At 62.5% G+C, this 24,906-nt stretch carries 17 protein-coding genes; 7 read left to right on the top strand and 10 right to left on the bottom strand.

The annotated features are described in order from the left end of the window. Positions 1–96 precede the first annotated feature (96 nt). Together adhP and B9A15_RS04915 are read right to left on the bottom strand one after the other, a co-directional pair. Positions 97–1,170 (bottom strand): alcohol dehydrogenase AdhP, encoded by a 1,074-nt coding sequence (gene adhP / locus B9A15_RS04920; protein WP_084408926.1) that lies wholly within the window; start codon positions 1,168–1,170, stop codon positions 97–99. Positions 1,171–1,365: 195 nt separating this feature from the next. Further along, positions 1,366–2,904 carry a carboxylesterase/lipase family protein gene (locus tag B9A15_RS04915; protein ID WP_084408925.1) on the bottom strand — a complete coding sequence of 513 codons (1,539 nt, stop codon included), beginning with the start codon at positions 2,902–2,904 and terminating at the stop codon, positions 1,366–1,368. A 128-nt stretch (positions 2,905–3,032) separates the two neighbouring features. On the opposite strand from B9A15_RS04915, the gene B9A15_RS04910 reads away from it, so the two are divergent. Together B9A15_RS04910 and B9A15_RS04905 are read left to right on the top strand one after the other, a co-directional pair. Beyond that, the gene (locus B9A15_RS04910; protein WP_084408924.1) at positions 3,033–4,250 is read left to right on the top strand and encodes an NADP-dependent isocitrate dehydrogenase; all 1,218 of its coding nucleotides are present in this window, start codon (positions 3,033–3,035) and stop codon (positions 4,248–4,250) included. 245 nt (positions 4,251–4,495) lie between these two features. Beyond that, positions 4,496–4,945, top strand: a complete 450-nt coding sequence (locus B9A15_RS04905) for a PRC-barrel domain-containing protein (protein ID WP_084408923.1) — start codon at positions 4,496–4,498, stop codon at positions 4,943–4,945. Between the two features lie 45 nt (positions 4,946–4,990). Here B9A15_RS04905 and alaS read toward each other — a convergent pair whose 3' ends face one another. The 3 genes from alaS to cckA all read right to left on the bottom strand — a co-directional run bounded on the left by alaS (position 4,991) and on the right by cckA (position 11,629). Next, positions 4,991–7,666 carry an alanine--tRNA ligase gene (alaS, locus tag B9A15_RS04900; RefSeq protein WP_084408922.1) on the bottom strand — a complete coding sequence of 892 codons (2,676 nt, stop codon included), beginning with the start codon at positions 7,664–7,666 and terminating at the stop codon, positions 4,991–4,993. Between the two features lie 131 nt (positions 7,667–7,797). Next, positions 7,798–8,871 carry a recombinase RecA gene (gene recA / locus B9A15_RS04895; protein WP_084408921.1) on the bottom strand — a complete coding sequence of 358 codons (1,074 nt, stop codon included), beginning with the start codon at positions 8,869–8,871 and terminating at the stop codon, positions 7,798–7,800. 226 nt (positions 8,872–9,097) lie between these two features. Next, the gene (cckA, locus tag B9A15_RS04890; protein ID WP_084409127.1) at positions 9,098–11,629 is read right to left on the bottom strand and encodes a cell cycle histidine kinase CckA; all 2,532 of its coding nucleotides are present in this window, start codon (positions 11,627–11,629) and stop codon (positions 9,098–9,100) included. Positions 11,630–12,008: 379 nt separating this feature from the next. Here cckA and B9A15_RS04885 point away from each other — a divergent pair, with 379 nt between their 5' ends. Beyond that, a complete protein-coding gene (locus tag B9A15_RS04885) occupies positions 12,009–13,193 on the top strand; it encodes a flagellar biosynthetic protein FliO (protein WP_084408920.1) in 1,185 nt (394 codons plus the stop codon). A gap of 63 nt (positions 13,194–13,256) precedes the next feature. Here the strand turns inward: B9A15_RS04885 and mobA are convergent, their stop codons facing one another. Then, positions 13,257–13,889 carry a molybdenum cofactor guanylyltransferase MobA gene (gene mobA / locus B9A15_RS04880; RefSeq protein WP_084408919.1) on the bottom strand — a complete coding sequence of 211 codons (633 nt, stop codon included), beginning with the start codon at positions 13,887–13,889 and terminating at the stop codon, positions 13,257–13,259. A 395-nt stretch (positions 13,890–14,284) separates the two neighbouring features. On the opposite strand from mobA, the gene B9A15_RS04875 reads away from it, so the two are divergent. Next, on the top strand, positions 14,285–14,563 hold the full coding sequence (locus B9A15_RS04875; RefSeq protein WP_084408918.1) for a hypothetical protein: 279 nt from the start codon (positions 14,285–14,287) through the stop codon (positions 14,561–14,563). A gap of 202 nt (positions 14,564–14,765) precedes the next feature. Here the strand turns inward: B9A15_RS04875 and B9A15_RS04870 are convergent, their stop codons facing one another. After that, complete coding sequence (locus B9A15_RS04870; protein ID WP_084408917.1) at positions 14,766–16,565, bottom strand: adenine deaminase; 1,800 nt, start codon at positions 16,563–16,565, stop codon at positions 14,766–14,768. 134 nt (positions 16,566–16,699) lie between these two features. Further along, positions 16,700–18,091 (bottom strand): cation:proton antiporter, encoded by a 1,392-nt coding sequence (locus B9A15_RS04865; RefSeq protein ID WP_084408916.1) that lies wholly within the window; start codon positions 18,089–18,091, stop codon positions 16,700–16,702. A gap of 205 nt (positions 18,092–18,296) precedes the next feature. Here B9A15_RS04865 and B9A15_RS04860 point away from each other — a divergent pair, with 205 nt between their 5' ends. Further along, positions 18,297–18,722 carry a DUF4112 domain-containing protein gene (locus B9A15_RS04860; RefSeq protein ID WP_084408915.1) on the top strand — a complete coding sequence of 142 codons (426 nt, stop codon included), beginning with the start codon at positions 18,297–18,299 and terminating at the stop codon, positions 18,720–18,722. Positions 18,723–18,838: 116 nt separating this feature from the next. Beyond that, the gene (gene chrA, locus B9A15_RS04855) at positions 18,839–20,062 is read left to right on the top strand and encodes a chromate efflux transporter (RefSeq protein ID WP_084409126.1); all 1,224 of its coding nucleotides are present in this window, start codon (positions 18,839–18,841) and stop codon (positions 20,060–20,062) included. Positions 20,063–20,075: 13 nt separating this feature from the next. Here chrA and B9A15_RS04850 read toward each other — a convergent pair whose 3' ends face one another. Continuing rightward, positions 20,076–20,531 carry a methyltransferase family protein gene (locus B9A15_RS04850; protein ID WP_084408914.1) on the bottom strand — a complete coding sequence of 152 codons (456 nt, stop codon included), beginning with the start codon at positions 20,529–20,531 and terminating at the stop codon, positions 20,076–20,078. A 287-nt stretch (positions 20,532–20,818) separates the two neighbouring features. Here B9A15_RS04850 and B9A15_RS04845 point away from each other — a divergent pair, with 287 nt between their 5' ends. Then, on the top strand, positions 20,819–21,961 hold the full coding sequence (locus B9A15_RS04845; RefSeq protein ID WP_139798208.1) for a hypothetical protein: 1,143 nt from the start codon (positions 20,819–20,821) through the stop codon (positions 21,959–21,961). A 137-nt stretch (positions 21,962–22,098) separates the two neighbouring features. Here the strand turns inward: B9A15_RS04845 and B9A15_RS04840 are convergent, their stop codons facing one another. Beyond that, positions 22,099–24,813, bottom strand: coding sequence for a bifunctional acetate--CoA ligase family protein/GNAT family N-acetyltransferase (locus tag B9A15_RS04840; protein ID WP_084409125.1), 2,715 nt, complete (start codon positions 24,811–24,813; stop codon positions 22,099–22,101). Positions 24,814–24,906 lie beyond the last annotated feature (93 nt).

The following is a 24,906-nucleotide window of genomic DNA, read 5'->3' as shown; positions in this document are numbered from 1 at the left end:
GATGGGAGGCAAGTCCGCTGCGCGCTTCCTCCAACCGCTTCCCCCAGAACGGACGACGGATCAACGATCGAGGCTTTGTGAGCCGGTTTCCCGATGTCAGGCGGCCTGAGCGACATCCTGCGTGGAACGGCCCATACCTGCGAGATCGATATCGAGAACCATTCGCCCTTCGATCTTGCCCGCCTTCATATCCTCGAAAATGTGATTAATCTCTTCGAGCGGCGCCGTTTTCACCGAACTCTTCACTTTGCCCTGAGCCGCGAAGGCCACGGCCTCGTCGAGGTCGCGGCGTGTACCGACGATCGAGCCTCGCACTGTGATTCGTTTCAGAACGACATCGAAGATCGGCGTCGGGAACTCGCCCGCCGGCAGACCGACCAGGCTGATCGTCCCCCGTCGGCGCACCATCTGGAGAACCTGGGCAAAGGCCGGCACAGAGACCGCTGTGACGAGGATGCCATGGGCACCGCCGGACGTTACGTCGAGAACCTGCTGGATCGCGTCCGATGCACACGCATCGATGGCGATATCGGCCCCGTCGCGCCGCGCCAGATCGAGTTTGTCCGGCGTGATATCGAGCGCGACGACATTAAGCCCCATCGCCTTGGCATATTGAATGCCGACATGGCCAAGGCCGCCGATCCCGGAAATCGCCACCCATTCGCCAGGTCTTGCCTCCGTCTCCTTCAGACCCTTGTACGTGGTGACACCGGCGCAGAGAATCGGCGCGATTTCGGCGAAGTCAACGCCTGCGGGAAGGCGCGCCGCAAAGGGCGCCGATGCGATCACATATTCGGCGAAACCGCCATTCACGCTGTAGCCGGTATTATGTTGGTTTTCGCAGAGCGTTTCCCAGCCGGTCTCGCAATGCTCGCACGCCCGGCACGCATCGTGCAGCCAAGGAACGCCGACCGGCTCGCCGATGCGCAAGTCGGAGACGCCCGCTCCAAGAGCCGCCACCGTGCCGACCACCTCGTGGCCTGGGATAAAGGGCAGCGTCGGTTTGACCGGCCAGTCGCCTGCGGCAGCGTGAAGATCGGTGTGGCAAACGCCGCATGCCGCGACCTTGACCAGAACCTCGCCCGGACCGGGCTGGGGAATCGGCACTTCTTCGATCGAAAGAGGTCGACCGAATTCGTGGACGATGGCGGCTTTCATCATATGGGTCATGGCTGATCCTCTTCTCCTGAGATGACCGGAGCCTAGCCCTTCGGCGCGTCTCCACTTTGATACGGATCAAACGGGGAGAACGCCTTGCGCATCGCGCTGAGCGAAACGGGATCAGTCGGGATCGTTATTCCCTCAAATCTTTGATTTGCTGCCTGATGTGCCCGAAAGAGTCATGCAAAGTCTTCGCGTTACGCTTTAATAGGTCCAGCCGTCGATGCCCTTCCAGACGATGCGATGAACCCTTTCGGGATCGTGCATCACCCTGTCCTCAAGATCGAAGATCATCGTCTCGCGGCGCCCTGTCTCATAGGCCGGCCAATCGACGCCCGGTCGCCCCTCGCGGACGAAGGACAGCCAGTGATCGCGCATGCGCAGAGCGAGCGCCTGCCTTCGATGATCGGGCATCACGCCGAGATAGACGCTGCGAAACGGCTTGAGAAAGTCCTCGAAGAGCAGCGGCAGATCGACCGAATGGGTCGCGCCTTGCCGGGCGAGAAGACCTTTCGCCTTCCAGTCGAGCCGGTACATGAACGTGCTGGCTTGGCTTGCCTGAAAATCGGCAGCATGGATCGCCGGCATTCGGAACAATAGATCCGTGCCGAAGCCGATGAGCCCGTCATGATCGTCCTGGTAGAGATCACTGATCGTGCGAGCCTGATCGGCATCGGAAACCCAGGTTACATAAGCTTCCATTGCCGGCTTCGACCATTCGAAGGGAAACAGCGGCAGATCGATGAAGAAGGCGAGTTCGTCGCGGTTGGTCCCGATCATGGTTGGACATGGCTTGATCAGCGTCAGAATTTCGCCGAGCGGCCGGTCCGGGATATCGACCCCGTCCACGTAAGGTCGCGCGACAACGCCAAGTTTTTCTCCTTCCACATCATCGAGACTGGAGGCGAGCCTGAGAGCCGAAACGTCGAACAAGCGGTCCGGATCGCCAGAAGCGCCCAAGGCCTTGGCCACGCGCGCCGCCAAAGAGCCAGCATGATCACGCGGATAGAAGAGGTTGAGACCGCCTGATTGCAGGATCGCCTGGTGGAAAAGCGGTTTGGAGTCCTCGGCGACGAGGTGGAACGCGACCGACGCCGCCCCCGCCGACTCGCCCGCCAGCGTCACCTGCCCCGGATCACCGCCGAAAGCCTCGATATTGTCCTGCACCCAGCGCAGCGCGCATCTTTGATCGAGGAGCCCGGGATTGGCCGCAAAACGCTCATCGCCCGGAAACAATTCAGGAAAGCCATTGAAGCCGGCAAGGCCGAGCCGATAATTGATCGTGACAATGACGCAATCCCCGCGCCTCGCCAGATCACCGCCCGGATATTGGGCGCCCGATCCGATGACGAAAGCGCCGCCATGCACGAAGACGAGGACGGGGCGTTTTCCTTCGGTGCCCGGCGTCCAGACATTGAGATTGAGACATTTTTCGCTCTGGCTGGTCGCCATGCCGAACAGCCGCCCAAGAGATTGCGGCAGAGGGCTCTGCTGCGGCGCGGCATCACCGTATTCCAGGGCCGCGAAAACCGTCTCGAAACGGCGCTTCCTCACGGGCGCCGCGAAGCGAAGCGGGCCGACAGGCGCTTCCGCATAGGGAATCCCGAGAAATTCGAGGACGCCCGCCCGCCACCGTCCGAGAACCGGGCCACAGGCCGCTTCCACCTCGAATGTCTGTCCACTGGTTCTGCGCCTCTCCCCCACTGCGCGGTCCAAACCATCAAATTGGGGCCATGGTCGCATGTCGCCGTCCGGTCCTTCGCTTTTCGTCAGTGCATTGCAGTGATATAGGCGCGCTGAGGCGGAGATGCTCAAATCTCCAAAGCCAGGTGGCCCAACGGTCACCATGCAACGATCCAAGGAAGGCACCGATGGCAAAAATCAAGGTCGAGAACCCGGTGGTCGAGCTCGACGGCGACGAGATGACGAGGATTATCTGGCAATTCATCAAGGAAAAGCTGATCCATCCCTATCTCGACATCGACCTCGAATATTACGACCTTGGCATGGAGCATCGCGACGCGACCGATGATCAGGTCACGGTCGATGCAGCCAATGCCATCAAGCGCCACGGCGTCGGTGTGAAATGCGCTACGATCACGCCGGACGAAGCCCGGGTCGAGGAATTCGGCCTCAAGAAGATGTGGCGCTCGCCGAACGGCACGATCCGCAACATTCTCGGTGGCGTCATCTTCCGTGAGCCGATCATCTGCAAGAACGTGCCCCGTCTCGTTCCGGGCTGGACGAAGCCGGTCATCGTCGGCCGCCATGCCTTCGGCGACCAGTATCGCGCGACGGACTTCAAGTTCCCTGGCAAGGGCAAGCTGACGATCAAATTCGTCGGCGAAGACGGCGAGACGATCGAGCACGAGGTCTATGACGCCCCGTCCTCGGGCGTCGCCATGGCGATGTATAATCTCGACGAGTCGATCAAGGATTTCGCCCGCGCCTCGCTGAATTACGGCCTGCAGCGCGGCTATCCGGTCTATCTCTCGACCAAGAACACCATCATGAAGGTCTATGACGGCCGCTTCAAGGATATCTTCCAGGAGATCTACGAAAGCGAGTTCGCCGACCAGTTTAAGGCGAAGAAGATCACCTATGAGCACCGTCTGATCGACGACATGGTCGCTTCGAACCTGAAATGGTCCGGCGGCTACGTCTGGGCCTGTAAGAACTATGACGGCGACGTTCAGTCGGATACGGTCGCACAGGGCTTCGGCTCGCTCGGCCTGATGACCTCCGTCCTGATGACGCCGGATGGTCAGACGGTCGAGGCGGAAGCGGCCCACGGCACCGTCACCCGTCACTATCGCCAGCATCAGAAAGGCGAGCAGACCTCGACCAACTCGATCGCCTCGATCTTCGCCTGGACGCGTGGCCTTGCCCATCGCGCTAAGCTCGACGGCAATGACGATCTCAAGACCTTCGCCGACACGCTGGAAGCGGTCTGCGTGTCGACCGTCGAAAGCGGCTTCATGACCAAGGATCTGGCGCTTCTGATCGGTCCTGATCAGCCTTGGCTCTCGACGACCGGCTTCCTCGACAAGGTCGATGAGAACCTGCAGCGGAAAATGGCTCAGGTCTGATCTGAAATATCCACAAACCGTTCGAAGGAACGGCACATCGTCTGGAACGCCCGGCCTTCGCGCCGGGCGTTTCTCGTCGGTGGCTACGATAGCGAGGGGCGGCGGCGGGAGAAATTCCCTTTGCGTAGACGATGTCTGACCGAGCCCAAAAGCAGGCAACCGGACAAGCGGTCGACGGGTTGAACTCGCACCATGCGAGGGCACGAAGCCCTGCACGCTCATCTCGAAGGATCAGTAAAAAGCCGATGAAACGATTTGTGACGACGACCACCCTCATCGCTCTTCTCGGCGCCCCAAGCGCGTCTGCTCAGCAATCCTATGTCGACGTCGCAGACGACGCCCGCGTCGCGGTTCTGAATATCTCGGTGGAAAACCTCGACGACAAGGACGTCTATGACGTCGGCGGGCGAGAGATCGGCGAAGTGGAAGTAGTGCTCGGTTCGGACGAGCGCACGCCAACAGCGATCGTGATCGATTTCAACGACCACATCGTTGAGCATGATCGGATCGTTCAGATCGCCGATACAGCGCTCGAGTCCGACCGGCTGGTGATCCGGCTAGATCAGGAGGCGCTCCAGGAGCTCGAACGCTACGACGAACGATCGCAGAGGGGCCTCGCAAGCTCTTTGAACCAAGCCTGCTTTGGCCTCCTTGAAAAGAAAAAGGGGCGCACGACGTGGCGCCCCTTTTTTTGAACATCTAAGCCATTCGGCTGAAATTGCTTTTCACGACTGCTCCGATCAAGCTGCTTCCGCTCGCCCGATCTCTGCTTCGACGACGGCCAAGGCTTCATCGGCCTTGTCGCCCTCAGGACCGCCGGCCTGCGCCATATCGGCACGCCCGCCACCGCCCTTCCCACCAATCGCGCCGCTCGCGGCGCGGACCAATGCGACGGCGTCAAAGCGTGAGGTCAGATCGTCCGTCACGCCGACCACCACCGACGCCTTCCCGTCATCGACACTGATGAAGGTCACGACGCCGGACTTCAGGCTAGCCTTGGCCTCGTCGACAAGCCCCTTCAGATCACGGCCAGAAACACCGCTCAGCACCCGGCCGAGATAGGCGATGCCGTTCACCGTTTTGACGCTCGAACCGGCATCGCCGCCAGCGCCATCGCCAGCGAGAGCAAGCTTCTTCTTTGCTTCGGCGAGCTCGCGCTCCAGACGCCTGCGCTCATCGACGACCGCTTCCAGTCGGTCAAGCGCCTCGTCAGGAGATGTCTTCAGAATGGAAGCCATCCGCCGGACCCTTACGTCCTGCTCCTGCAGATAGGCCCTCGCCGCCTCGCCGGTGAGCGCCTCGATCCGACGCACGCCAGCACCGACCGCACTTTCGCCAAGTACATGGACGAGCCCAATCTCGCCGGTCGCCTTCACATGCGTGCCGCCGCACAGCTCCACGGAATAGGCTTTGCCGGCCTTCTCGCCGACCTCAGCCGTTCCCATCGAGACGACGCGGACTTCATCACCATATTTCTCGCCGAACAGCGCCATGGCTCCCGACGCAATGGCGTCGTCGACGGCCATCAAGCGCGTCTCGACCGGCGCGTTCTGCAGAATGATGCCATTGGCCAGCCGCTCGACCGTCTCGATCTCCGAACGGTCCATGGGCTTGGGATGAGAGAAGTCGAAGCGCAGACGCTCCGGCGCGACCATCGAGCCCTTCTGAGCCACATGGTTCCCAAGAACCTCGCGCAGCCCTTCGTGCAGGAGATGGGTCGCCGAATGATTGCCTCGGATCTTTGTGCGACGCTCATGATCGACTTTGAGATCGAGCGCTTGTCCCACCTCGACCGTGCCGGCCTCGACGCGGCCACGATGAACGAAGAGACCATCGGCAAGCTTCTGCGTGTCTTCGATGCGGACGGTCGTCTCGCCATCGGTCATCACGCCGGCATCGCCCAGCTGACCACCAGACTCGCCATAAAAAGGCGTCTGATTGACGACGACGAAAACCGTTTCGCCCTCCCCGGCGTTGGAGACTTCGGCACCGTCCTTCACGAGCGCGACGACCGAACCCTCGGCCTCTTCCATTTCATAGCCGAGAAATTCCGTCGCCCCGACGCGCTCGCGGATCGGGAACCAGACGGTCTCGGTCGCAGCCTCGCCAGAGCCAGCCCAGCTCTTGCGCGCCTCGGCCCGCTGCCGCTCCATGGCGGTGTTGAACGCGTCGAGATCGACGGCGATCCCGCGTTGACGCAGCGCATCCTGGGTAAGGTCAAGCGGAAACCCGTAAGTGTCGTAAAGTTTGAAGGCGGTCTCGCCGGACAGCTTTGCCCCGGTTTCCATACCATCCGTCGCTTCCGCAAGGAGCGCCAGTCCGCGATCGAGCGTCTGCAAAAAGCGCCTTTCCTCGAGCTTCAGCGTTTCTGAAATCAGCGCCTCGCCGCGCACGAGTTCAGGATAGGCGCGGCCCATTTCGGAAACGAGCGTGGGGAGGAGCTTGTACAGGACAGGCTCACTCGCGCCAAGCAGCCGCGCATGGCGCATGGCGCGACGCATGATCCGACGCAGAACATAGCCACGCCCTTCATTGGACGGGAGCACGCCGTCGGCGATCAGGAAGGCGGTCGAGCGCAGATGATCGGCGATCACCCGATGGCTCGCCCGCTGAGCGCCTTCGGCACGCGAGCCGATCGCCTGTTCCACCGCCGCAATCAGCACCCGGAACAGATCGATGTCGTAATTGTCGTGAACGCCCTGAAGCACAGCGGCGATGCGCTCGAGCCCCATGCCGGTATCGATCGAGGGACGCGGCAGGTCGACACGCTCATCCGGCGTCACCTGCTCGTATTGCATGAAGACCAGATTCCAGATCTCGATGAAGCGATCGCCGTCCTCGTCGGGACTGCCAGGAGGGCCGCCGGGAATATGATCGCCGTGATCGAAGAAAATCTCGGAACACGGGCCGCAGGGCCCCGTCTCGCCCATCGTCCAGAAATTGTCGGAAGTCGGGATGCGGATGATCCGGTCGTCTGACAGCCCGGCGATCTTGCGCCAGAGATCCGCCGCTTCTTCGTCCTCGGAATAGACCGTAACAAGCAGGCGATCCGCCGGAAGATCGAATTCCTTGGTGATCAGATTCCAGGCCAGTTCGATCGCCCGGTCCTTGAAATAATCGCCGAAGGAGAAATTCCCGAGCATCTCGAAGAACGTGTGATGACGCGCGGTGTAGCCGACATTGTCGAGATCGTTATGCTTGCCGCCGGCGCGAACCACCTTCTGCGATGTAGCCGCCGTCGAATAGGGTCGCTTCTCCGCGCCGGTGAAGACGTTCTTGAACTGAACCATGCCGGCATTGGTAAACATCAATGTCGGGTCGTTGCGCGGCACCAGTGGAGAAGACGCGACCTTCTCATGTCCGTTGCGCGCAAAATAGTCCAGAAACGCGGACCGGATGTCGTTGACGCCACTCATCGATGAAACCTTCGGAGATCGAAAATCGAAGGCCGAACCCGGCTTGAAGCCGGGTCCAGCTTTTCGGCTGTTCTACAAAGGCGCGTCCCCAGTGTAAATCAGCCAGAGATAAACGAAACCGATGAGAGCGCTTATTCCTCGCCGGATTCGCTTTGTTGCCCGTCTTCCAGAAGCTTTTGGGCCAAGACGCCGGCACTCTGGCGGATCGCGATCTCGATCTCGTTCGCCATCTCCGGATTTTCGCGCAAGAACGTCTTGGCGTTCTCGCGGCCCTGGCCCAGCCTTTGGCTGTTATAAGAGAACCAAGCGCCGGATTTCTCGACGATCCCCGACTTGACGCCAAGATCGACAAGCTCGCCCATCTTCGAAACGCCTTCGCCATACATGATGTCGAACTCGACCTGCTTGAAGGGCGGCGCAAGCTTGTTCTTGACCACTTTCACGCGGGTCTGGTTGCCCGTCACCTCGTCGCGATCCTTCACCGAGCCGATGCGGCGGATATCGAGCCGAACCGAAGCGTAGAATTTGAGCGCGTTACCGCCGGTCGTCGTCTCGGGCGAGCCGAACATGACGCCAATCTTCATACGGATCTGGTTGATGAAGATGACCATGCATTTCGAGCGTGAGATTGAGCCGGTCAGCTTGCGAAGCGCCTGACTCATCAAACGCGCCTGCATGCCGGGCAGGGAATCGCCCATCTCGCCCTCGATTTCCGCCCGTGGCGTCAAAGCCGCGACCGAATCAACGACGAGAACATCGATGGCACCGGATCGCACCAGCGTGTCCGTGATTTCGAGTGCCTGCTCACCGGTATCGGGCTGGGAGACGAGGAGATTGTCCAGATCGACGCCGAGTTTGCGGGCATAGATTGGATCGAGCGCATGCTCCGCATCGACGAAACCGCAGACGCCGCCGCGCTTCTGCGCCTCGGCGATCGTGTGAAGGGCGAGCGTCGTCTTGCCCGAGCTTTCCGGTCCGTAGATCTCGACGATACGGCCTTTGGGCAAACCGCCAATTCCGAGCGCGATATCGAGACCGAGCGAACCGGTCGAAACCGTTTCGACCTCGACACTCTGATTGTTCTGGCCAAGGCGCATGATCGAGCCTTTGCCGAACGCACGCTCGATCTGCGAAAGCGCAGCGTCCAGAGCCTTAGTTTTATCCACGGAATTATCCTCGACGAGTCTCAGGGCATTCTGTGCCATCGGTCGCTCCTTAAGTCATCCCGCGGCGGCTGTGCAACGGCGCCCGGCGATGAAACCAATGTACCACTTTTGTTCTCAATTACAAGGATATTCCTGTTCTGTTCCCTCTTTTATAGCGTCATCCGAATCGGCAAGGCGCCCGCGAGACGATGAATAAAACGTTAATGGCCTCTCCGAATTTGCTCGGGAAGGCCGCTGTTTGAACCGCCACGATGAAGGCGTCGGGTCAGTCCTTCGAATCGAGCATCTGCTTTACGGTCACCGCGAGATCGCGCTGCGAGAAGGGTTTTGATAGGAAGCCGAAGCTCTCCCCCTCGGGCAGATTCTTGGCGAAGGCCTCTTCCGCATAACCTGAAACGAAGATGAACTTCATGTCGGGGCGAATTTTGCGCATTTCACGCAAGAGTGTCGGCCCGTCCATCTCCGGCATGACGACATCCGAGACGACGAGATCGACCTTGCCGTCGAGCTCCTGCAGCTTCTCAAGCGCTTCGATGCCGGAATCGGCCTCGTGGACGTCGTAACCTTTCATTTTCAAGGCGCGGACGCTGCCGGCGCGGACATAGTCCTCGTCCTCGACGAGAAGGATTGTCGCGGTGCCGGAGAGGTCCATCTTCGCCTGAGGCTGAATGATGTCCTTGTTGCCATTGGTATTTGTCCCTTGAGTCTCTTCCACCACGAAGCGAGGGAGGAAGATGCGGAATGTCGCGCCCTCTCCCAACGTCGAGTCCACATAGATGAAACCGTTCGACTGCTTGATGATGCCATAGACCATGGACAGGCCGAGGCCGGTGCCCTTGCCGATCTCCTTGGTGGTGAAGAAGGGCTCGAAAATTCGTTCGGCGACCTCCGGCGGCATGCCGGTGCCGGTATCGGCCACCTCGACAAGGACGTAGTCGTCCCTGGGCATTTCGACCTGCCCGAAGGCCATCGCCTCTTCGGCATCCACATTGCGGGTCGAAATCGTGATCGTGCCACCGTCCGGCATGGCATCGCGCGCATTGCCGACAAGATTGGTGATCACCTGTTCGAGCTGGCCGATATCGGCCATGACCGGCCACAGATCACGCGCATGACGCCGTTCGAGCCGCGTGCGATCGCCGGCGATCCGCTTCAGGAGAAGATCGAGATCGGCAATGACGTCTGTCAGGTTGAGCATGCGCGGACGCATGGTCTGGCGCCGTGAGTAGGCCAGCAACTGCCGCACGAGCGATGCTGCGCGGTTGGCGCTCTGCTTGATGAGGAGAAGGTCCTGGAAGGATGGATCGCCGGAGCGGTGATTCATCATCAGGAAGTCGACCGAGGCAGTGATGACGGTCAGCACATTGTTGAAGTCGTGGGCGATGCCGCCGGCGAGATTGCCGATCGCCTGCATCTTCTGGCTCTTGGCGAACTGCTCCTCCAGCGATCGTTGCTCGGTGATGTCGACAGCATAGAGAATGGCGCGCTCATCCTCAAAGCCGCCGGAATCAGGCATCGCCGAAAGATAGACCCGGACGGAGCGCGGCTTTTCCCCTCTCAGCGTCACATCGACGGGCGGGATATCCGCCTCTCCGTTGAGCGAGCCCTCGAGACGCTGGCTCAACCGCTCGCCCGAATCTTCGGTCAAAGCGGAAACAACGGCCTCTTCGCCATCGGCGGCCGCATCGCCGAAGAGACGGCGGAAGGCGGCGTTGGAACGCTGAATCTTACGGCTCGCATCGAGCGATGCGATCGCCATGGGAGAGGAGTTGAAGAAGCGGGTGAAGCGCGCCTCCGCCCCCTCGCCGCCGGAGGCATCACTTCGCTCTCCAGGCGCGACGACGATCGCCCTGAGGGCCGGACGCCCGCTTGCATCTTCAACGGTTTTGAGCACGATCCGGGCCGGAAACACCCGTCCCTGCCGCGTCACGAGATCGAGATCAGTGGAAAGCGCCTGATCGCGCGGGAGCGCTGCGCAGCGCGACAGGAAATGCGATGCCGCAGTTTCGGGCAAAAAGTCCAAAAGAGGGATCCGGCAGGGATCGAAACCGGCGAGATCGATATCCAGCCAGTTGGCGAGCGTCGCATTGACGTAAGACAGGCGAAGATCGGCATCGGTCGCCAGGAATCCAGCAGGCGCCTTGTCTAGATAATCGATCGCATTTTGCAGCATGCGGAAGGAGCTTTCCTCCTCGCGCCGATCGCCCGTGATGTCGGCGATCTGCCATGCTTCCAGAACCCCGGCCGGGCCGCGGATCGGCCGAACGGACACCCGATACCAATGGGCTTGATCGCTCATCCCGTTAAGTGCGCGATTGAGACGAAGTTCGCGCTGGGCCGAGCCCCCGCCCCTTGCGATATTGGCGAGGCGATAGACGTCTTCCGCCGCTTCCGGGTGGCGGGCAAGAAGCTGTTCGAGCGAGTGGACCGGCCCGGCCGATATTCCGGTGATCCGGCCATAGGCGCTGTTGCTGTAGACGACGCGCCCCTTAACGTCGATGAACATCGCGCCCTGCCTGGCGCCATCAAGGAAGCTGCGCGCGGCCGCGCCCTCGTCGGCGCGTGAGCCGATCGAGACGAGGCCGAGCGCCAGGCCGAAAAGCGCGATAATCCCCACCACGCCCGCCAGAGCGAAGGTGACGATCAGCGCGAGCCCGCCATAGGCATGGCCGAACAGGGCGAGACCGGCAGCGATCAAGATCAGACAGCCGCCCAGAAGCAGCAGCCGGCGCACGCTGCCGGCGCGCTCCGTGCGATCGATCAGCGGCTTGTCGACCGTACCCGCTGTCTGGTTCATGTGTTTCGCCGCTCCGCCCGCCTGAAACATCCGACGATCGACTGGGACCGCCTGATGCGCTCAAATTCTGTCATAACGCGCCGATCGTGAGCGCCATCCGCCGGTTTTCTTAGGCTGCCAGGCCAATCTGTCCGAAAAGGACCTATCCAAGCCCGACCCGGCGCAACCCATTGTGAAGCATTCGACGCACTGTTGCGAGCCATGGCTTGACGCCGGTCTCGACCTGTTGCCCGAAAGTCGAGACTCACCGCCCGACAGACCCGACACGATATCCTTCATAGCGATCCGAAGCTGGTCCGACCCTTGCCTTTGGTCCACGCATCGTTCAACCGATATGGTGCGTTCGACGATATTGGATGTTCAACGAAGAGGCGTGGGCATGCCCGAATGGTTCGTATCCATCACCGGCGAGGCGTTGGCGCCGATCCTGTGGGTCGCCTTCGTGGCGGTGCTTGTCTGCGGGTTGGCGGTGCTGCTCATCGGGTTGTCGCGCAAGGCGACGGGACTGCGAGCGCTTTCAGCGGTGCGTGGCCGAGCCCCGCGCCTGTCCGTCGTCGACATGGCGCGGGTCGGCGACCGGCGGCAGCTTGTTCTGGTAAGACGCGACGAAGTCGAACATCTCATTCTCATCGGTGGCCAGAACGACCTTCTGGTCGAACCCAGTATCGTCCGAATCCCGGCCGTGGCCCGAGCCCGTGCCGAACGGGCGGGGCTCGACGTCGCCGAGGGAGAGCTCGCCCCGACCGAATCGCAAGCGCCACCCAGCGAAAGGCGCTTACCGGATGTGGCGAACATCCTGCGGCGCGGACGCGGATCCGACGTTGCGGAGCACGAAGCGGAGCCTGTCGCCGACAGAGAAACGCCGAGCCGTGACGGGGAACCCGGAGCACCAGGCCCGGCGCCAACGATCTCGGCGGCCGGCCCTGAGGAAGCAGAAGCCGCGCAAGACTTGCGGGACCGGATGAATCGATCCCAAGAGCGCAGCGAAACCGATGTGGCAGGTGCGACTGCGCCTGTCGAACCCGTCCCGGCGGGAGACGAAGGCCCGCAGGAGAAGCGGCCGACATCGGTGAAGAGCTTCGTGACCATGATCCAGGATCGCCAGTATCAGGGGCGGAAAGCGGTTGCGAGGGAACTGTCGGCAAGCCAGCCACCGGACGGGCCGGATGAGACGCTCCAGTCCACCAAGCCGGCTCCGAGCTTTCGTCCGCAGGCCTCCCATCAGGCGAGACCCGCAAGCCTCGAGAGCGCCTTGACGGCCAAGGCACCTCAGGGGCCGGAGACGGAGACGCCAGCGATTTCCGCCGACGGGCGCGAGGACGACGCCGTTCTCGGGCCCGCTCACGCCAATGACGACCGTTCCCGTCCCTTTGAGGCGCCGGAAATCGACGCCCAAACGACGCCAAGCGGTGAGAGCGAGGCTCCGGACGTCACCCTGTCCGCATCGGAAAGCTCGGCTTCGCAGCAGAACGTGCAGAAGCGCCGGCTGTCCTTAGAGGAAGAAATGCGCAAGCTCCTCGGCGAATTCAGCGCCGGCACCGACGATCGGATCGGTCGCAGCTAAAGAAAAATGCTTCGCAATCGACGATTTCGTCGCAGCTCGGGGACGAGTCCGGCTGCGAAGGATTCAGAGCTCGACTTCGCGGTGCTTGATCAGCCGCTCGGCCTCTTGGAGTTCGGCCTCGCTATTGGCGTTGAAAAACGGATCGATCGGCGTTTTCGTCCAAGAAACGGAAGCATTCGGATAGCGATCGACGAACTGGCCGACCTTGCGAAGCCCCTCCTCGAGGAGAGCGTCCCGCAGCGCGCCTGCCAGATCGACACGCCAAAGCCCAACCACGGGATGACGCTGGCCACCGGAGGCCGCAAGCACGATCGACGCGTCGCAATCGTCAGCCGCCTGCCTCAGGCACAGGGCGAGATCGGGGGGCAAAAAGGGACAATCGCCCGGCGTGATCAGAACGTAACCCGTGCCTCGACTCTGCGCGCCCGCCCATTCGAGCGCCGCCAGGATACCCGCTAGCGGCCCTGGGTTGTCCGGAACACTGTCGCCGACGACCGTCAATGCAAAGTCAGAAAAGCGAGCCGGATCGCCATTGGCATTGAGAAGGATCGGCGCGCATTGGGGCTGAAGCCGCTCGATCACATGGGACAGCAAAGGGCGCCCGGCAAGCAGACGCAAAGGCTTGTCGCCGCCGCCCATGCGCCGTGCCAGGCCACCGGCAAGGATTGCGCCCGGCACTCGATCCTGGTCTTGCATTCTCGTCGAAATTCTCCACCAAAGATCCCGCTGACGGGGCCGCATCACCAGTGACGACGATCGCTCCCGCCCCCAAGTCCCGCGGGGGCGTCACGGCTCTCGTCCCGCCAAGCAAGTCTCATACGGGGTTCGGCTGTTTCAGACTCATCCCGTATCAAAGCCCGCGCGGCGTTTGACCGTCTTGGAAATCCGTATCGCGAAGCGATCAAACGGATTTAGTATGAGTCGTCGTTACACCGCACTGATACGAGGTTGATAACGCCGCAAACGTTCCAGCGATGAGATGAAACTGGTGATGGCGCTCGCCCCCAAGGTTAAGCAGGATAATCGAGACGGTCGATCTGTCGGCTCATCCATTAGGTCAATGCTATCACCCCTCAAAGCCTGGAGAGACCATGAGTGAACCGCTGATCCACTCTTACGACGACGGCATGAGCGGCATTTTCCGCTCCAACGTCGTTCATGTGCTCAATCTTTCCGGCCTGTCCGCCGACGCTGCGACGGAGAGGTTGGAAGAGACCCTTGTCCGTCTCGCCATCGGAGACCGTGTCGAAGCCTCGAACCTTCCAGCGATCGAGGCCGCCTCATTCGAACCGCTTCTCGCCGAATTTCACTGCCGTGTGGAACGATGGCTGAATGACAGCTCGGCAATCATCCTTAAAACCAGCAACTGATACGGGATTCGGCTGATTCAGACTCATCCCGCATCAAAGCCCGCGCGGCGTTTGAGCGTCTTGGAAATCCGTATCGCGAAGCGATCAAACGGATTTCTTATGACGGCCCAAGCCGGTGCAAGCTTATAGACCGATCCCCGCCGCTTCGGCAGGAGCTTTGGTTAAGCGCAACGCCGCCATGTCCGGTCAGCCGCCAACGACATCAGACGAACAGATCGACCAGTTCGAACCGATCCACATCGACGATCCCCTTATCGGAAATCCGCAACGAGGGGATGACGACCAGGGCGAGCAAGGAGTGCTGCATATAGGCGTTGTTGAGCTTGCAGCCCGCCGCACCCATCGCCGCGATCAGCCGATCCGCCTTTTCGGCGACGATCTCGGCGCGCTCATTCGACATCAGGCCGGCGATCGGCATTTCGATCAGGGCCTTTTCCTCGCCATCGGCAAAGAAGACGACCCCGCCGCCAACATCGCCCAGGCGATTGGCCGCGAGCGCCATATCCGCCTCGCTCGTTCCGACGACGATCATGTGATGGCTGTCATGGGCGACGGTGGAGGCCATGGCGCAGCATCCCCGATAACCGAAGCCGGAGACGAAACCATTGGTGACATCGCCGCTCGCCCGGTGCCGCTCGACCAGCGCGATGCGGCAGACATCGCTCGAAGGATCGGGCCAGGCGACGCCGTCGCGCACGGGCACCGATGTGGTCAGCGCCTTGGTCGGCGCCTGATTTTCGACGACGCCGATGACGCGGACCTCCGCCGTCTCCCCGGCCCCGCTTGGCGCCGGCGTCATAAAGTCTTCTGCGGTGAGTTCACGTCCGAGCTTGACCGTGTCCACCGCCTCTTTCGGATAGGGATAGGCCGGCATATCGGCGACAAGCCGACCGCCCTCGGCGAGCTTCACACCGCGCCCAAAGACGGCGTCGATCGTGAGTTCGGCGAGATTGGACACGAGGAGAAAATCCGCTCTTCGGCCCGGCGTCACCGATCCGATCTCGCGCTCCAGCTTGAAATGTTCGGCGGTGTTGATCGTCGCCATCTGGATCGCCGTCAACGGCCTCAAGCCCTGGCTAATCGCGTGACGCACGACTCGGTCCATGTGGCCGTCCCGCACCAGCGTTCCCGAATGGCAGTCGTCGGTGCAAAGGATGAAGTGGCGCGAATCGAGGCCCATTTCGGTGATCGCCCGCACCTGCGTCGCCACATCGTACCAGGCCGAGCCGAGCCGCAGCATCGCCTTCATGCCCTGGCGCACCCGCGCCGCCGCATCCTCCATGCGCGTGCCTTCGTGGTCGTCCTCGGGTCCGCCAGCCACATAACCGTGGAAGGGAAGCCCCAGATCGGGCGAGGCATAATGGCCGCCGACGGTCTTGTTCGCCGCGCGGGTCGCGGCGATCTCCCCGACCATCACCGGGTCATTCGCCGCGACGCCCGGGAAATTCATAACCTCGCCAAGCCCGATGATCGCCGGCCAGCCCATCGCCTCGGCGACGTCGTCCGGCCCGAGCACGGCCCCCCCTTCTTCCAGCCCAGGCGCCGAGGGCACACAGGACGGCATCTGGACCCAGACATTGAGCGGCTGGGCAACCGCCTCGTCATGCATCAGGCGAACACCCTGCAAGCCGAGCACATTGGCGATCTCATGGGGGTCGATGAACATGGAGGTCGTGCCATGGGGAATGACGGCGCGGCAGAATTCGGTGACCGTCACCATGCCGCTTTCCACATGCATATGGGCGTCGCAGAGACCTGGCACGATATAGCGTCCTTCGGCCTCGACGACCTGTGTCTCAGGGCCGATCGCGTGAGAGGCATCCGGCCCGCAATAGGCAAAGCGACCGGCGGTGACCGCGATGTCCGTGTCCGGAATGATCTCGCCGGAATGGACATTCACCCAGCGCCCGCCGCGCACCACGAGATCGGCCTTTCTCCGGCCCATCGCCACATCGACGAGCTGCCCTGCGACCGCCTCGAACGGCGCCACCCTCGTAACCATCGATCGGCCTCCAGACTGCTTTGTTGAAATCGGTGCCGGTCACGCCGGCCCTTGTGCGCCGCATCGAACATCAGCCGCTCCATTCCGTGCAAGCGCTATTTCGCCTTGCGGAGGGTCTTTCGACGCGCGGATTGTCATTCGGCCGGCGCCTTCTCGGACGCTTCGGCGGGTGCCTTTTCGGAGGAAGGCGTCTGCCGGGCTTCCAGCTTTGCGACGCGGCGGCGGCGAGCGGCGCGGCGAAGGGCCCTGAGGCGGACGCGGATCCATTGCCCCACATCCTCGACCGTTTCGACCTGATCCTCGTAGAGCTCCGCCAAGGCCTGCTTGAACTCGGCATAGCCGAAGCGGGCTTCGCCCTCGATCTGGCGCATGACGATCATCCAAGCCGGCGAGACGAGGAGCGAGACGGCGGTGACGGCGAGCGCCAGACGATAGACGTCGAGGCCGATGGCACCCGAGGCGAAAGCGGCGGCGGCGAGGACGAAGGAGAATTCGCCGATCTGGGCCATGGCAAGGCCTGCTTCCATGGCCGTCGTGTGCTTCAGCCCCGCCAAGCGAATGAGAAGGACGTTCCAGACCGTCTTGGCGACGATCACGACGAAGCTCGCCACGGCGACCAGCACCCAGTTCTCGACGATGTAATCGATATCGATGAGAAGGCCGATGGAGAGGAAGAAGACGACAAGCAGGATCGATTGGATCGGCTCGACCACATGGATGACCGGCGAGCGCAGGGTCGAGGCGCCGACGACGAGGCCCGCGATGAAGGCGCCATAGGCCGGCGACAGGCCGATGAAGCCGGAGATCGCGGCCGCCGCAAAGCAGAAGCCGAGCGAGCCGAGCGCCAGCATCTCCACATTGTCCTCGACCGCCGGCGCGAAAGCGGGCTTCAGCTTGGGGCGCCGGCCGAGATACCAGAGGAGACCGGCCAGAACCGCCACGGCGACGCCGATCTTGATGGTTAGCCCCACCCAGCCGATCTCGCCCTCCCCGCCGAGCGATGTCGCGACGATCAACATGGGGACGACGGCAAGGTCCTGGGCGATCAAGACGGCGACCGCGATCCGCCCGGATTCGGAGCGTAGCTCGCCAATATCGTCGAGCATCTTCATGGCGACGACGGTCGAGGACAGCGCAATGATGAAGCCGAGAATGAGGGCTTCGGCGAGCGTCGCCTCGGAAATCGCCATCAGGCCAAAGGTGATCGCCATGGAGGCCGCGAGCTGGCCGAAGGCGATCTGCACCGCTGGCTTGAGGGCCGCGACGAAGGCCTTCAGCGACAATTCCATGCCGATGAAGAAGAGCAGCATCAGGACGCCGAGTTCGGCGAGCATGGTGATGTTCTCGTTCGACGATGCCACGAGACCGAAGCCGGAGGGGCCGAGCAGCACGCCCGCCAAGATGAAACCGACGAGTGGTGGCTGCTTGAGGCGCATCAGAAGGAGGCCCACCGACACCGCGAGCACGATGACCAAGGCGATTTCGATGAGACCCGTTTCATGGGCCCGGGCTGCTGCGTGTTCCATCGATCCGCGTTCCGCATTCTCCGTCGCACGCCGCAACGTCTAAGGGCAGAACATAGCCAGGAAAAGGCAACGCGGCCGGCGCCGGGGGAGGAATGTCGCCCGCTTCGAGACGAAAGCGCCGTCCTGAGACCGCCATCTTTACGAGCTGTCGGCCGCTTACCATATCCCTTGCGAAACCAATCCTTTGAAAGGACAGACCCTTCGCATGAGCGCCGACTCCCACCACGCCGCCGATCGACTCCGGCGCTTGCGACGCATCAGCCGCGTCGCGCGCCTGATGGACACGGCCATCCGCGTACCCGGCACCGGAATACGCTTCGGCGCCGATTCGGTCGTCGGCCTCATTCCCGGCATCGGCGATGCGGGCGGCGCCGTCATCGCGCTCTGGATTGTCAACGAGGCTCGCCGCCTCGGAATGCCCAATGCCAAGATCGCCAAGATGCTCGGCAATGTCGGCATTGATGTCGCCGTCGGCTCCGTGCCGCTTCTCGGCGACATCTTCGACGTGGTCTTCAAGGCCAATCGCCGCAATCTCGACCTCATTCTCGACCATTTCGGCGAGGAGCATTTGATGGCGGAGGTCGACGCCGACAGACCGATGAAGGACATCACGCCGAAGCGTTCGCGCTGACCGCTTGGGCAGACATCCGCTCTGCATATCTTGGCGGCCGATGCCGTCGTCGAACTGTCATGAAGGCGTGAGACCGTCTGGCCGATCTTAATCCCTGATCGATGGGCCGGCATGACATGAAAAATGCGCAGAACGACGGCGTCGGGCCGAATGGCGAGGCCGCCAAAGAGGCTGCGCCACAAGGCTCGGCCGGCGAAGTCTTCGCCGCGTTCCTCAAGCTCGGCTTCACAGCCTTTGGCGGCCCGGTCGCCCATCTCGGCTATTTCCGCGACGAATTCGTCCAGCGCCGCCGCTGGTTTTCCGATGGTGCCTATGGCGAGCTCGTCGCGCTCTGCCAGTTCCTCCCCGGCCCGGCCTCCAGCCAGGTCGGCTTTGCCATCGGCCTGTCGCGCGCGGGTTTTCTCGGCGCACTCGCGGCCTGGACGGCCTTCACCCTCCCCTCGGCCATCGCGCTCGTTCTCTTCGCCTTCGGCGTCGCGGGCTTCACCGACGGCATCGGCGCTGACATCGTCGCGGGGCTGAAGATCGCGGCCGTCGCCGTCGTCGCCCAGGCGCTTCTCGGCATGGCGCGAAGCCTTGCGCCCGACGCAGAGCGGGCGGCGATCGCCGCCGCCGTCATCGCGATCCTCGCCATACTGCCGGGCTCGCTCGGTCAGATCGCCGCGATCCTCGCCGGGGGCGTTGCGGGTCTCGCGCTTCTCAAACCCAGCGCCGCGCCCAGCGAGACGGGGCTGCGCTTTTCGATCGGGCGCATCACCTCGATCACCTGCTTAACGGCTTTCGCCGCGCTATTGGTGCTCCTCCCCCTTCTGGCTTTGGGCGAGCGTTCGGTGCTCGACTTCCTCGACGGCGTCTATCGCTCCGGCGCCCTCGTCTTTGGCGGCGGGCATGTGGTGCTGCCGCTCCTGCAGGCCGAGACCGTTTCGCCCGGCTACATGAGCGAAACCACCTTTCTCGCCGGCTATGGCGCGGCGCAGGCCGTGCCCGGCCCGCTCTTCACCTTCGCGGCCTATCTCGGCGCGGTGGCCGGCGGCCTGCCGCTCGCCCTCGGCGCGCTTATCGCGGTCTTTCTGCCGGGCATGCTGCTTCTCGTCGGCGTGCTGCCGTTCTGGGCTAAGCTCTCGAGCCTGCCGCACCTGCGCTCCGCTCTCTCGGGCACCAACGCTGCCGTGGTCGGCGTCCTCGCCGCCGCCTTCTATGAGCCGGTCTTCGTCTCTGGCATCAAGGATCTGAACGACTTCGCGCTGGCGAGCGCTGCCTTCGTCGCCCTCGTCGTCTGGAAGGCCCCGCCCTGGGCCGTCGTCCTCCTCGCCGGCCTCGGCGGTCTTCTCGTCGCCTGAGCCGGCCGGACCCTCACCAGCGCCGCGTCCGCCGCAGATAGGCCTCCGCCTCCGCGCCGAAGGCTACGCGCAAGGACGCCTCCTCGTCGCGAATGAACCGGGCGGTGATGACGAAAGGAAACAAAAGCGCCAAGGCCAACGCGCTCATGGCCCCGAGCCAAAAGGCGATGCCGATCAGAACCAGCGCCATGCCCGTATAGATCGGATTGCGATTGACCCGAAACGGCCCCTCGACGATGAGGCTCGTCGGCCGCTCGCCCGGCTCAATCGAGGTCTTCTTCCGCGAAAACCAGACCGCAGCCCAGGCTGCGAGCAAGAAGCCAGCCAAGCTCAAGACAACACCGATCGCAGCGGCAAGGCTCGAAGCGAAATCGACGACCGGCAAAACCTGCGCGAGCCCCCAACCAGCCAGCGCAAAGCCAGCGGCCCAGATCGGCGGGAGGTCGGGAAAGCGTTCACGAAGGGCCATGGGGTGCCTTGGTGGGTGGTTTCGATTGTCCGTAGATCATACGCGAAAGGATGAGCGTTCATCTGCTTTGCGCCCTAATCGGTCATCCAATGGCGAAGAGATCAATGCCGAAAACCGCAATTCGATCGGATTGGTGGGGATCTCCTCCGAACCAAAGAGCAGGCTCGCCCCGCGCTCGAGAACACTGCGATCAACTTCGCAGGTGACGAGCGTCGCATCAGAATGCAATCGCAGTATGTAAGCACACTGAGGGACGGCGTCTAACTCGTGTGGAGGGGATTCAAAGCGTGCTCAAGTATGTCTGTAATGTGATGGCCTCAATGGGGCCGAGTGCTATCGACCTCTATGAGTGGAAGCGCGCGGACGTGCTCAAAAAACGGTTAAGTAATAAGCCACTCTGGTCGCATCTCGCGACGTCGGTAGGCATCCTTCCGTTTACCGGGATCCGGCTGGCACATGCTGTCGTAAAGGCTGACTATCTGATCAAGCGCAATTTTGCGTTGCCGAGCCTAGGCTTCATACTCCAGATGGACCGGATCATCGACTTTGGATCGTCAGCGAACATCAAGTTAATGCCAGGTGCCTCGTCGATCCTCGCCGACGTCACCCAAAGCAGCCTTGCTGGACGCGTCGGGCAAGGCCTTTCGATCCTTTTTGCCGAGGCGAGGGGATACAATTTTCTCGGCCACCTCGGTTCGGACCCAACCGTTTTGGCCTATCTTGCGGCGACAGGGTCCGAGAGGGTGGCTGATTTCCTGTTCGAGCATGAGGACAGCAGCCGGATGATTCTGGAATCAAAGGCGAGTTTCACGCTCGAGGACAATGTCTGCACACCGATCAAGCGAACTCTCAAAAGGGCGCTGTCTGAACAGGTCATCCCATGGTTGGGGGCCGTCACCCCAACGCCGAGCAAAGGCTATGCTGCCTATTCCTGCCTCCGCGAAACTGGCAATTCGACGCGCTCCGCTATCGTCTTCGTCGACCCTCCCGGAAAGGAGGATGATGGACCACAAGTTCACCTTCCCAAGGATTGGGTGCGGCGACAGAATTATGCAGCTTGGTTGCGCGTGATGGGGCTGCACGACGCCTCAAATCGGTTGAAGAGCAATCGTGATACGGAAATAACCGGTGGGCCGTCCGATGTCTTGATGCCTGTCGTCGCCATTGACGGCAGGCGATACGGCATTCTGCGATTGTCCGAACCATCGATCAATCTGATTGAGATGAGCTTCGTGATCGGGATCGAGGTCGGCGCACTGCGTGCCATTAGCGACTCTATTGCAGGCGAACCAAAGGCGCTAATCGAATATCAACCATATCGCCGCGAAGAGCGAGAACAGGCCGAACCTTTGAGTATCCTTTCGGACGGCACGCTCTTCGGCCTAATTCGGCGCAAACGTGTCGAACGGATCGAGGTGTTCCGTCTCTGACGAAGGGCAACAGAACAAGCCTCGCAGCGCTGCGATCGTATCGCACCCTGATCGTGGGTATGGCGGGAGCCGAAGAGCGATCGCCACAATTCCAGTCCAGAAGCTGGCGTTCCGCTTCCGGCCCTTCCACGCCCCCCTCACTCCAACACCTCCGCCCCATCCCACTCCGCCGCCTTCGCCACATCGAACACCACATGGGCCGTATCGGAGCCAAGCTCGTAGCGGCCGGTTTCGAAGCCGAGATGGCGGGCCATGCGCATCATGCCGGTGTTTTCGCGAAGGACCTCGCCATAGACTTCCCTGAGGCCCCGCCTTGCAGCGTAAGCGAGGATGGCGCGCATGAGGCCGTAGCCGAGGCCTTGGCCTTTCATGTCTGAGCGAACGAGGACGGCATATTCGGCCTTCTCGTTTTCTGGGTCCGAGACGACGCGCACGACGCCATAGATCGTGCCCATGCCATAGGCCGAGCCCGGATCGGTGGCGACGAAGGCCATTTCGCGGTCGTAGTCGATCTGGGTGAAGCGGGCGGCCGTCTGGTGCGGAAACACCTTCATCGGCCCCATGAAGCGCAGGCGCAGATCCTCGGGCGTGCAGCGCGAGACCATTTCGGCGAGCGCGATCTCGTCCTCCGGGCGGATCGCGCGCAAGAGAAAGCGGCGCTCGTCCTTCAGCGTGATTTCGCGTTCCAGCTCGTGGGGATAGGGATGGATCGCCAGACGGTCGCGACCGGGCGCGCAAGGGCGGACAGCAACGCGCGCATCGAGCGCGACGACCCCCTCGCTCGTCGCCAGGAAGGGATTGATGTCGAGCTCGGTGATCTCGGGCAGATGAACGATCATCTCCGACAGGCGCACCAGCACATCCTCGATCGTGCCAGGCGCGGCGGCCGGCACGTCGCGATAGCCGGCGAGGAGTTTCGAGACCCGCGTGCGATCGATCATCCGGCGTGCCAGGACGGAGTTGAGCGGCGGCAGGCCGATGGTCCGGTCGTTGATGACCTCCGCCGCCTTGCCGCCTCGGCCGAAGAGAAGCACCGGGCCGAAGGTGACGTCGGTCGCAATCCCGGCGATCAGCTCATGGGCATCGCGCATGTCGACGAGGCGCTGGACAGTGAAGCCCTCGATATCGGCGTCGGGAAAGGCCGCGGAAATCCGGGCGAGCATCGTCTCGGCCGCCTCGCGCACCTCCTCGGCGCTGCGAAGGCCGAGCCGAACCCCGCCCACATCGGATTTATGGCTGATATCCTTCGACAGGATCTTGAGAGCCACCGGATGGTCGATCGCCTCGAAGCGCTCGGCGGCTTCCTGCGGGGTTGCCGCGCGGAAGGTCTCGACGATCGGAATGCCGAAGAGGGACAGAAGCTCCTTGCCCTCCGGCTCGGTCATCACCGTGCGCCCTTCGGCGAGAACGGCCGCGATCATGTCATGGGCGGCCTTGATCGCATGATGCGAGATCGCGACGCCCGCCGCCGGCGTCTCCATGAGATTTTCCTGGTTCCGCCGATAACGCACCAGATGCATGAAGGCGCGGATCGCCTTGGTGGGGCTCTCGAATGTGGCGATCCGGTTGTCGGCGAAAAGGTCGCGGGCCGTCTGAACGCCGCGCCCGCCGAGCCAGTTGGTCAAGACCGGCGCGCCGCGATGGCGCCCCGCCACGTCGACGATCGCCTGGGCGACCTCATGGGGATCGGTGATGGCGGAGGGGCAGAAGATGGCGAGCGTCGCGTCGTCGCTTTTGCGGGAGAGAAGCGTTTCCAGCGTTTTGGCATAGCGCTCGCCCGGCGCGTCGCCGATGATATCGACTGGATTGGCCCGCGACCAGTTGGCGGGAAGAAACGCGTCCAGCGCCTCGATCGCCTCTGGCTCCAGATCAGACAGCCGGCCGCCAAAGGCGTCCAGCGCATCGACCGCCATGACGCCGGCGCCGCCGCCATTGGTGACGATGGTCAGCCCGTCGCCGCGAATGCGCACGCCGGTGGCCAGCGTCGCCGCCGCCTCGAACATTTCCTCGAGCTTCGAGACCCGTAGGAGCCCCGCCCGGGCAAAGGCCGCGTCATAGACGACGTCGGAGCCGGCAAGCGCGCCCGTATGGCTAAGGGCGGCTTTCGCACCGGCGGCCGAGCGGCCGGATTTGATGACGATGACCGGCTTGGCACGCGCCGCGGTGCGCGCCGCCGACATGAATTTCTTCGCGTGGGTGATGTTCTCAACGTAAAGAAAGATCGCCCGTGTCGTCCGGTCGGTCGACAGATAGTCGAGAAGATCGCCGAAATCGACGTCGCTCATATCCCCGAGCGAGATCACATGGGAAAAGCCGATGCCGCGCTCGGAGGCCCAATCCAGCATAGCGGTCACGATCGCCCCGGATTGGGAGACGAGCGCGATGTCGCCCTTTTCGGGCGTCACATGGGCAAAGCTCGCATTGATGCCGGCATGGGGCGAGATCAGCCCGATGCAGTTCGGCCCGACGATCCGCATCAAATGGGGTCGCGCCGCATCGAGCATCGCCTGATGCAATTCATGGCCGCTTTCGACCTCGCCAAAGCCTGCGGTGATGACGACGGCGGCGCGGCAGCCCTTTTCGCCGAGTTCGGCGATAATTGCGGGAACGCCGGGCGCCGGTGTCGCGATCACGGCCAGGTCTGGCGTCGTCGGCAGATCAGCCACCGAGCGATAGTTCAAGGTCGAGCGGATCGCGGTCTCATGGGGGTTCACCGGCATGACCGGCCCTTTGAACCCTGAGGTGAAGAGATTGTCGGCGACGACCGCGCCCACCGAATGGGGCCGATTGCTAGCGCCGATCAGCGCGATCGACTTCGGGCGGAACAGGGCGTCGAAATTGCGGATGCTCATAAAGGTCTCGCCTGTCTCTGCGATCGGAACTCTGCGCTTCTCTTCCTCCCCGAGCCAGCGCCTTTTGTCATTGCAACTTAGCGCCATCGCGCG

This window comes from Fulvimarina manganoxydans, assembly GCF_900176465.1.
Lineage (GTDB): Bacteria > Pseudomonadota > Alphaproteobacteria > Rhizobiales > Rhizobiaceae > Fulvimarina > Fulvimarina manganoxydans.
Note: the sequence above shows the minus strand (reverse complement) of the source record. Positions and strands in the feature narration are given on the sequence as shown.

Excerpts from the sequence above, each read along its gene's own strand:
- adhP (WP_084408926.1), bottom strand. The coding sequence starts at position 1,170 with ATGACCCATATGATGAAAGCCGCCATCGTCCACGAATTCGGTCGACCT.
- B9A15_RS04915 (WP_084408925.1), bottom strand. The coding sequence starts at position 2,904 with ATGCGACCATGGCCCCAATTTGATGGTTTGGACCGCGCAGTGGGGGAG.
- B9A15_RS04910 (WP_084408924.1), top strand. The coding sequence starts at position 3,033 with ATGGCAAAAATCAAGGTCGAGAACCCGGTGGTCGAGCTCGACGGCGAC.
- B9A15_RS04905 (WP_084408923.1), top strand. The coding sequence starts at position 4,496 with ATGAAACGATTTGTGACGACGACCACCCTCATCGCTCTTCTCGGCGCC.
- alaS (WP_084408922.1), bottom strand. The coding sequence starts at position 7,666 with ATGAGTGGCGTCAACGACATCCGGTCCGCGTTTCTGGACTATTTTGCG.
- recA (WP_084408921.1), bottom strand. The coding sequence starts at position 8,871 with ATGGCACAGAATGCCCTGAGACTCGTCGAGGATAATTCCGTGGATAAA.
- cckA (WP_084409127.1), bottom strand. The coding sequence starts at position 11,629 with ATGAACCAGACAGCGGGTACGGTCGACAAGCCGCTGATCGATCGCACG.
- B9A15_RS04885 (WP_084408920.1), top strand. The coding sequence starts at position 12,009 with ATGCCCGAATGGTTCGTATCCATCACCGGCGAGGCGTTGGCGCCGATC.
- mobA (WP_084408919.1), bottom strand. The coding sequence starts at position 13,889 with ATGCAAGACCAGGATCGAGTGCCGGGCGCAATCCTTGCCGGTGGCCTG.
- B9A15_RS04875 (WP_084408918.1), top strand. The coding sequence starts at position 14,285 with ATGAGTGAACCGCTGATCCACTCTTACGACGACGGCATGAGCGGCATT.
- B9A15_RS04870 (WP_084408917.1), bottom strand. The coding sequence starts at position 16,565 with ATGGTTACGAGGGTGGCGCCGTTCGAGGCGGTCGCAGGGCAGCTCGTC.
- B9A15_RS04865 (WP_084408916.1), bottom strand. The coding sequence starts at position 18,091 with ATGGAACACGCAGCAGCCCGGGCCCATGAAACGGGTCTCATCGAAATC.
- B9A15_RS04860 (WP_084408915.1), top strand. The coding sequence starts at position 18,297 with ATGAGCGCCGACTCCCACCACGCCGCCGATCGACTCCGGCGCTTGCGA.
- chrA (WP_084409126.1), top strand. The coding sequence starts at position 18,839 with ATGAAAAATGCGCAGAACGACGGCGTCGGGCCGAATGGCGAGGCCGCC.
- B9A15_RS04850 (WP_084408914.1), bottom strand. The coding sequence starts at position 20,531 with ATGGCCCTTCGTGAACGCTTTCCCGACCTCCCGCCGATCTGGGCCGCT.
- B9A15_RS04840 (WP_084409125.1), bottom strand. The coding sequence starts at position 24,813 with ATGAGCATCCGCAATTTCGACGCCCTGTTCCGCCCGAAGTCGATCGCG.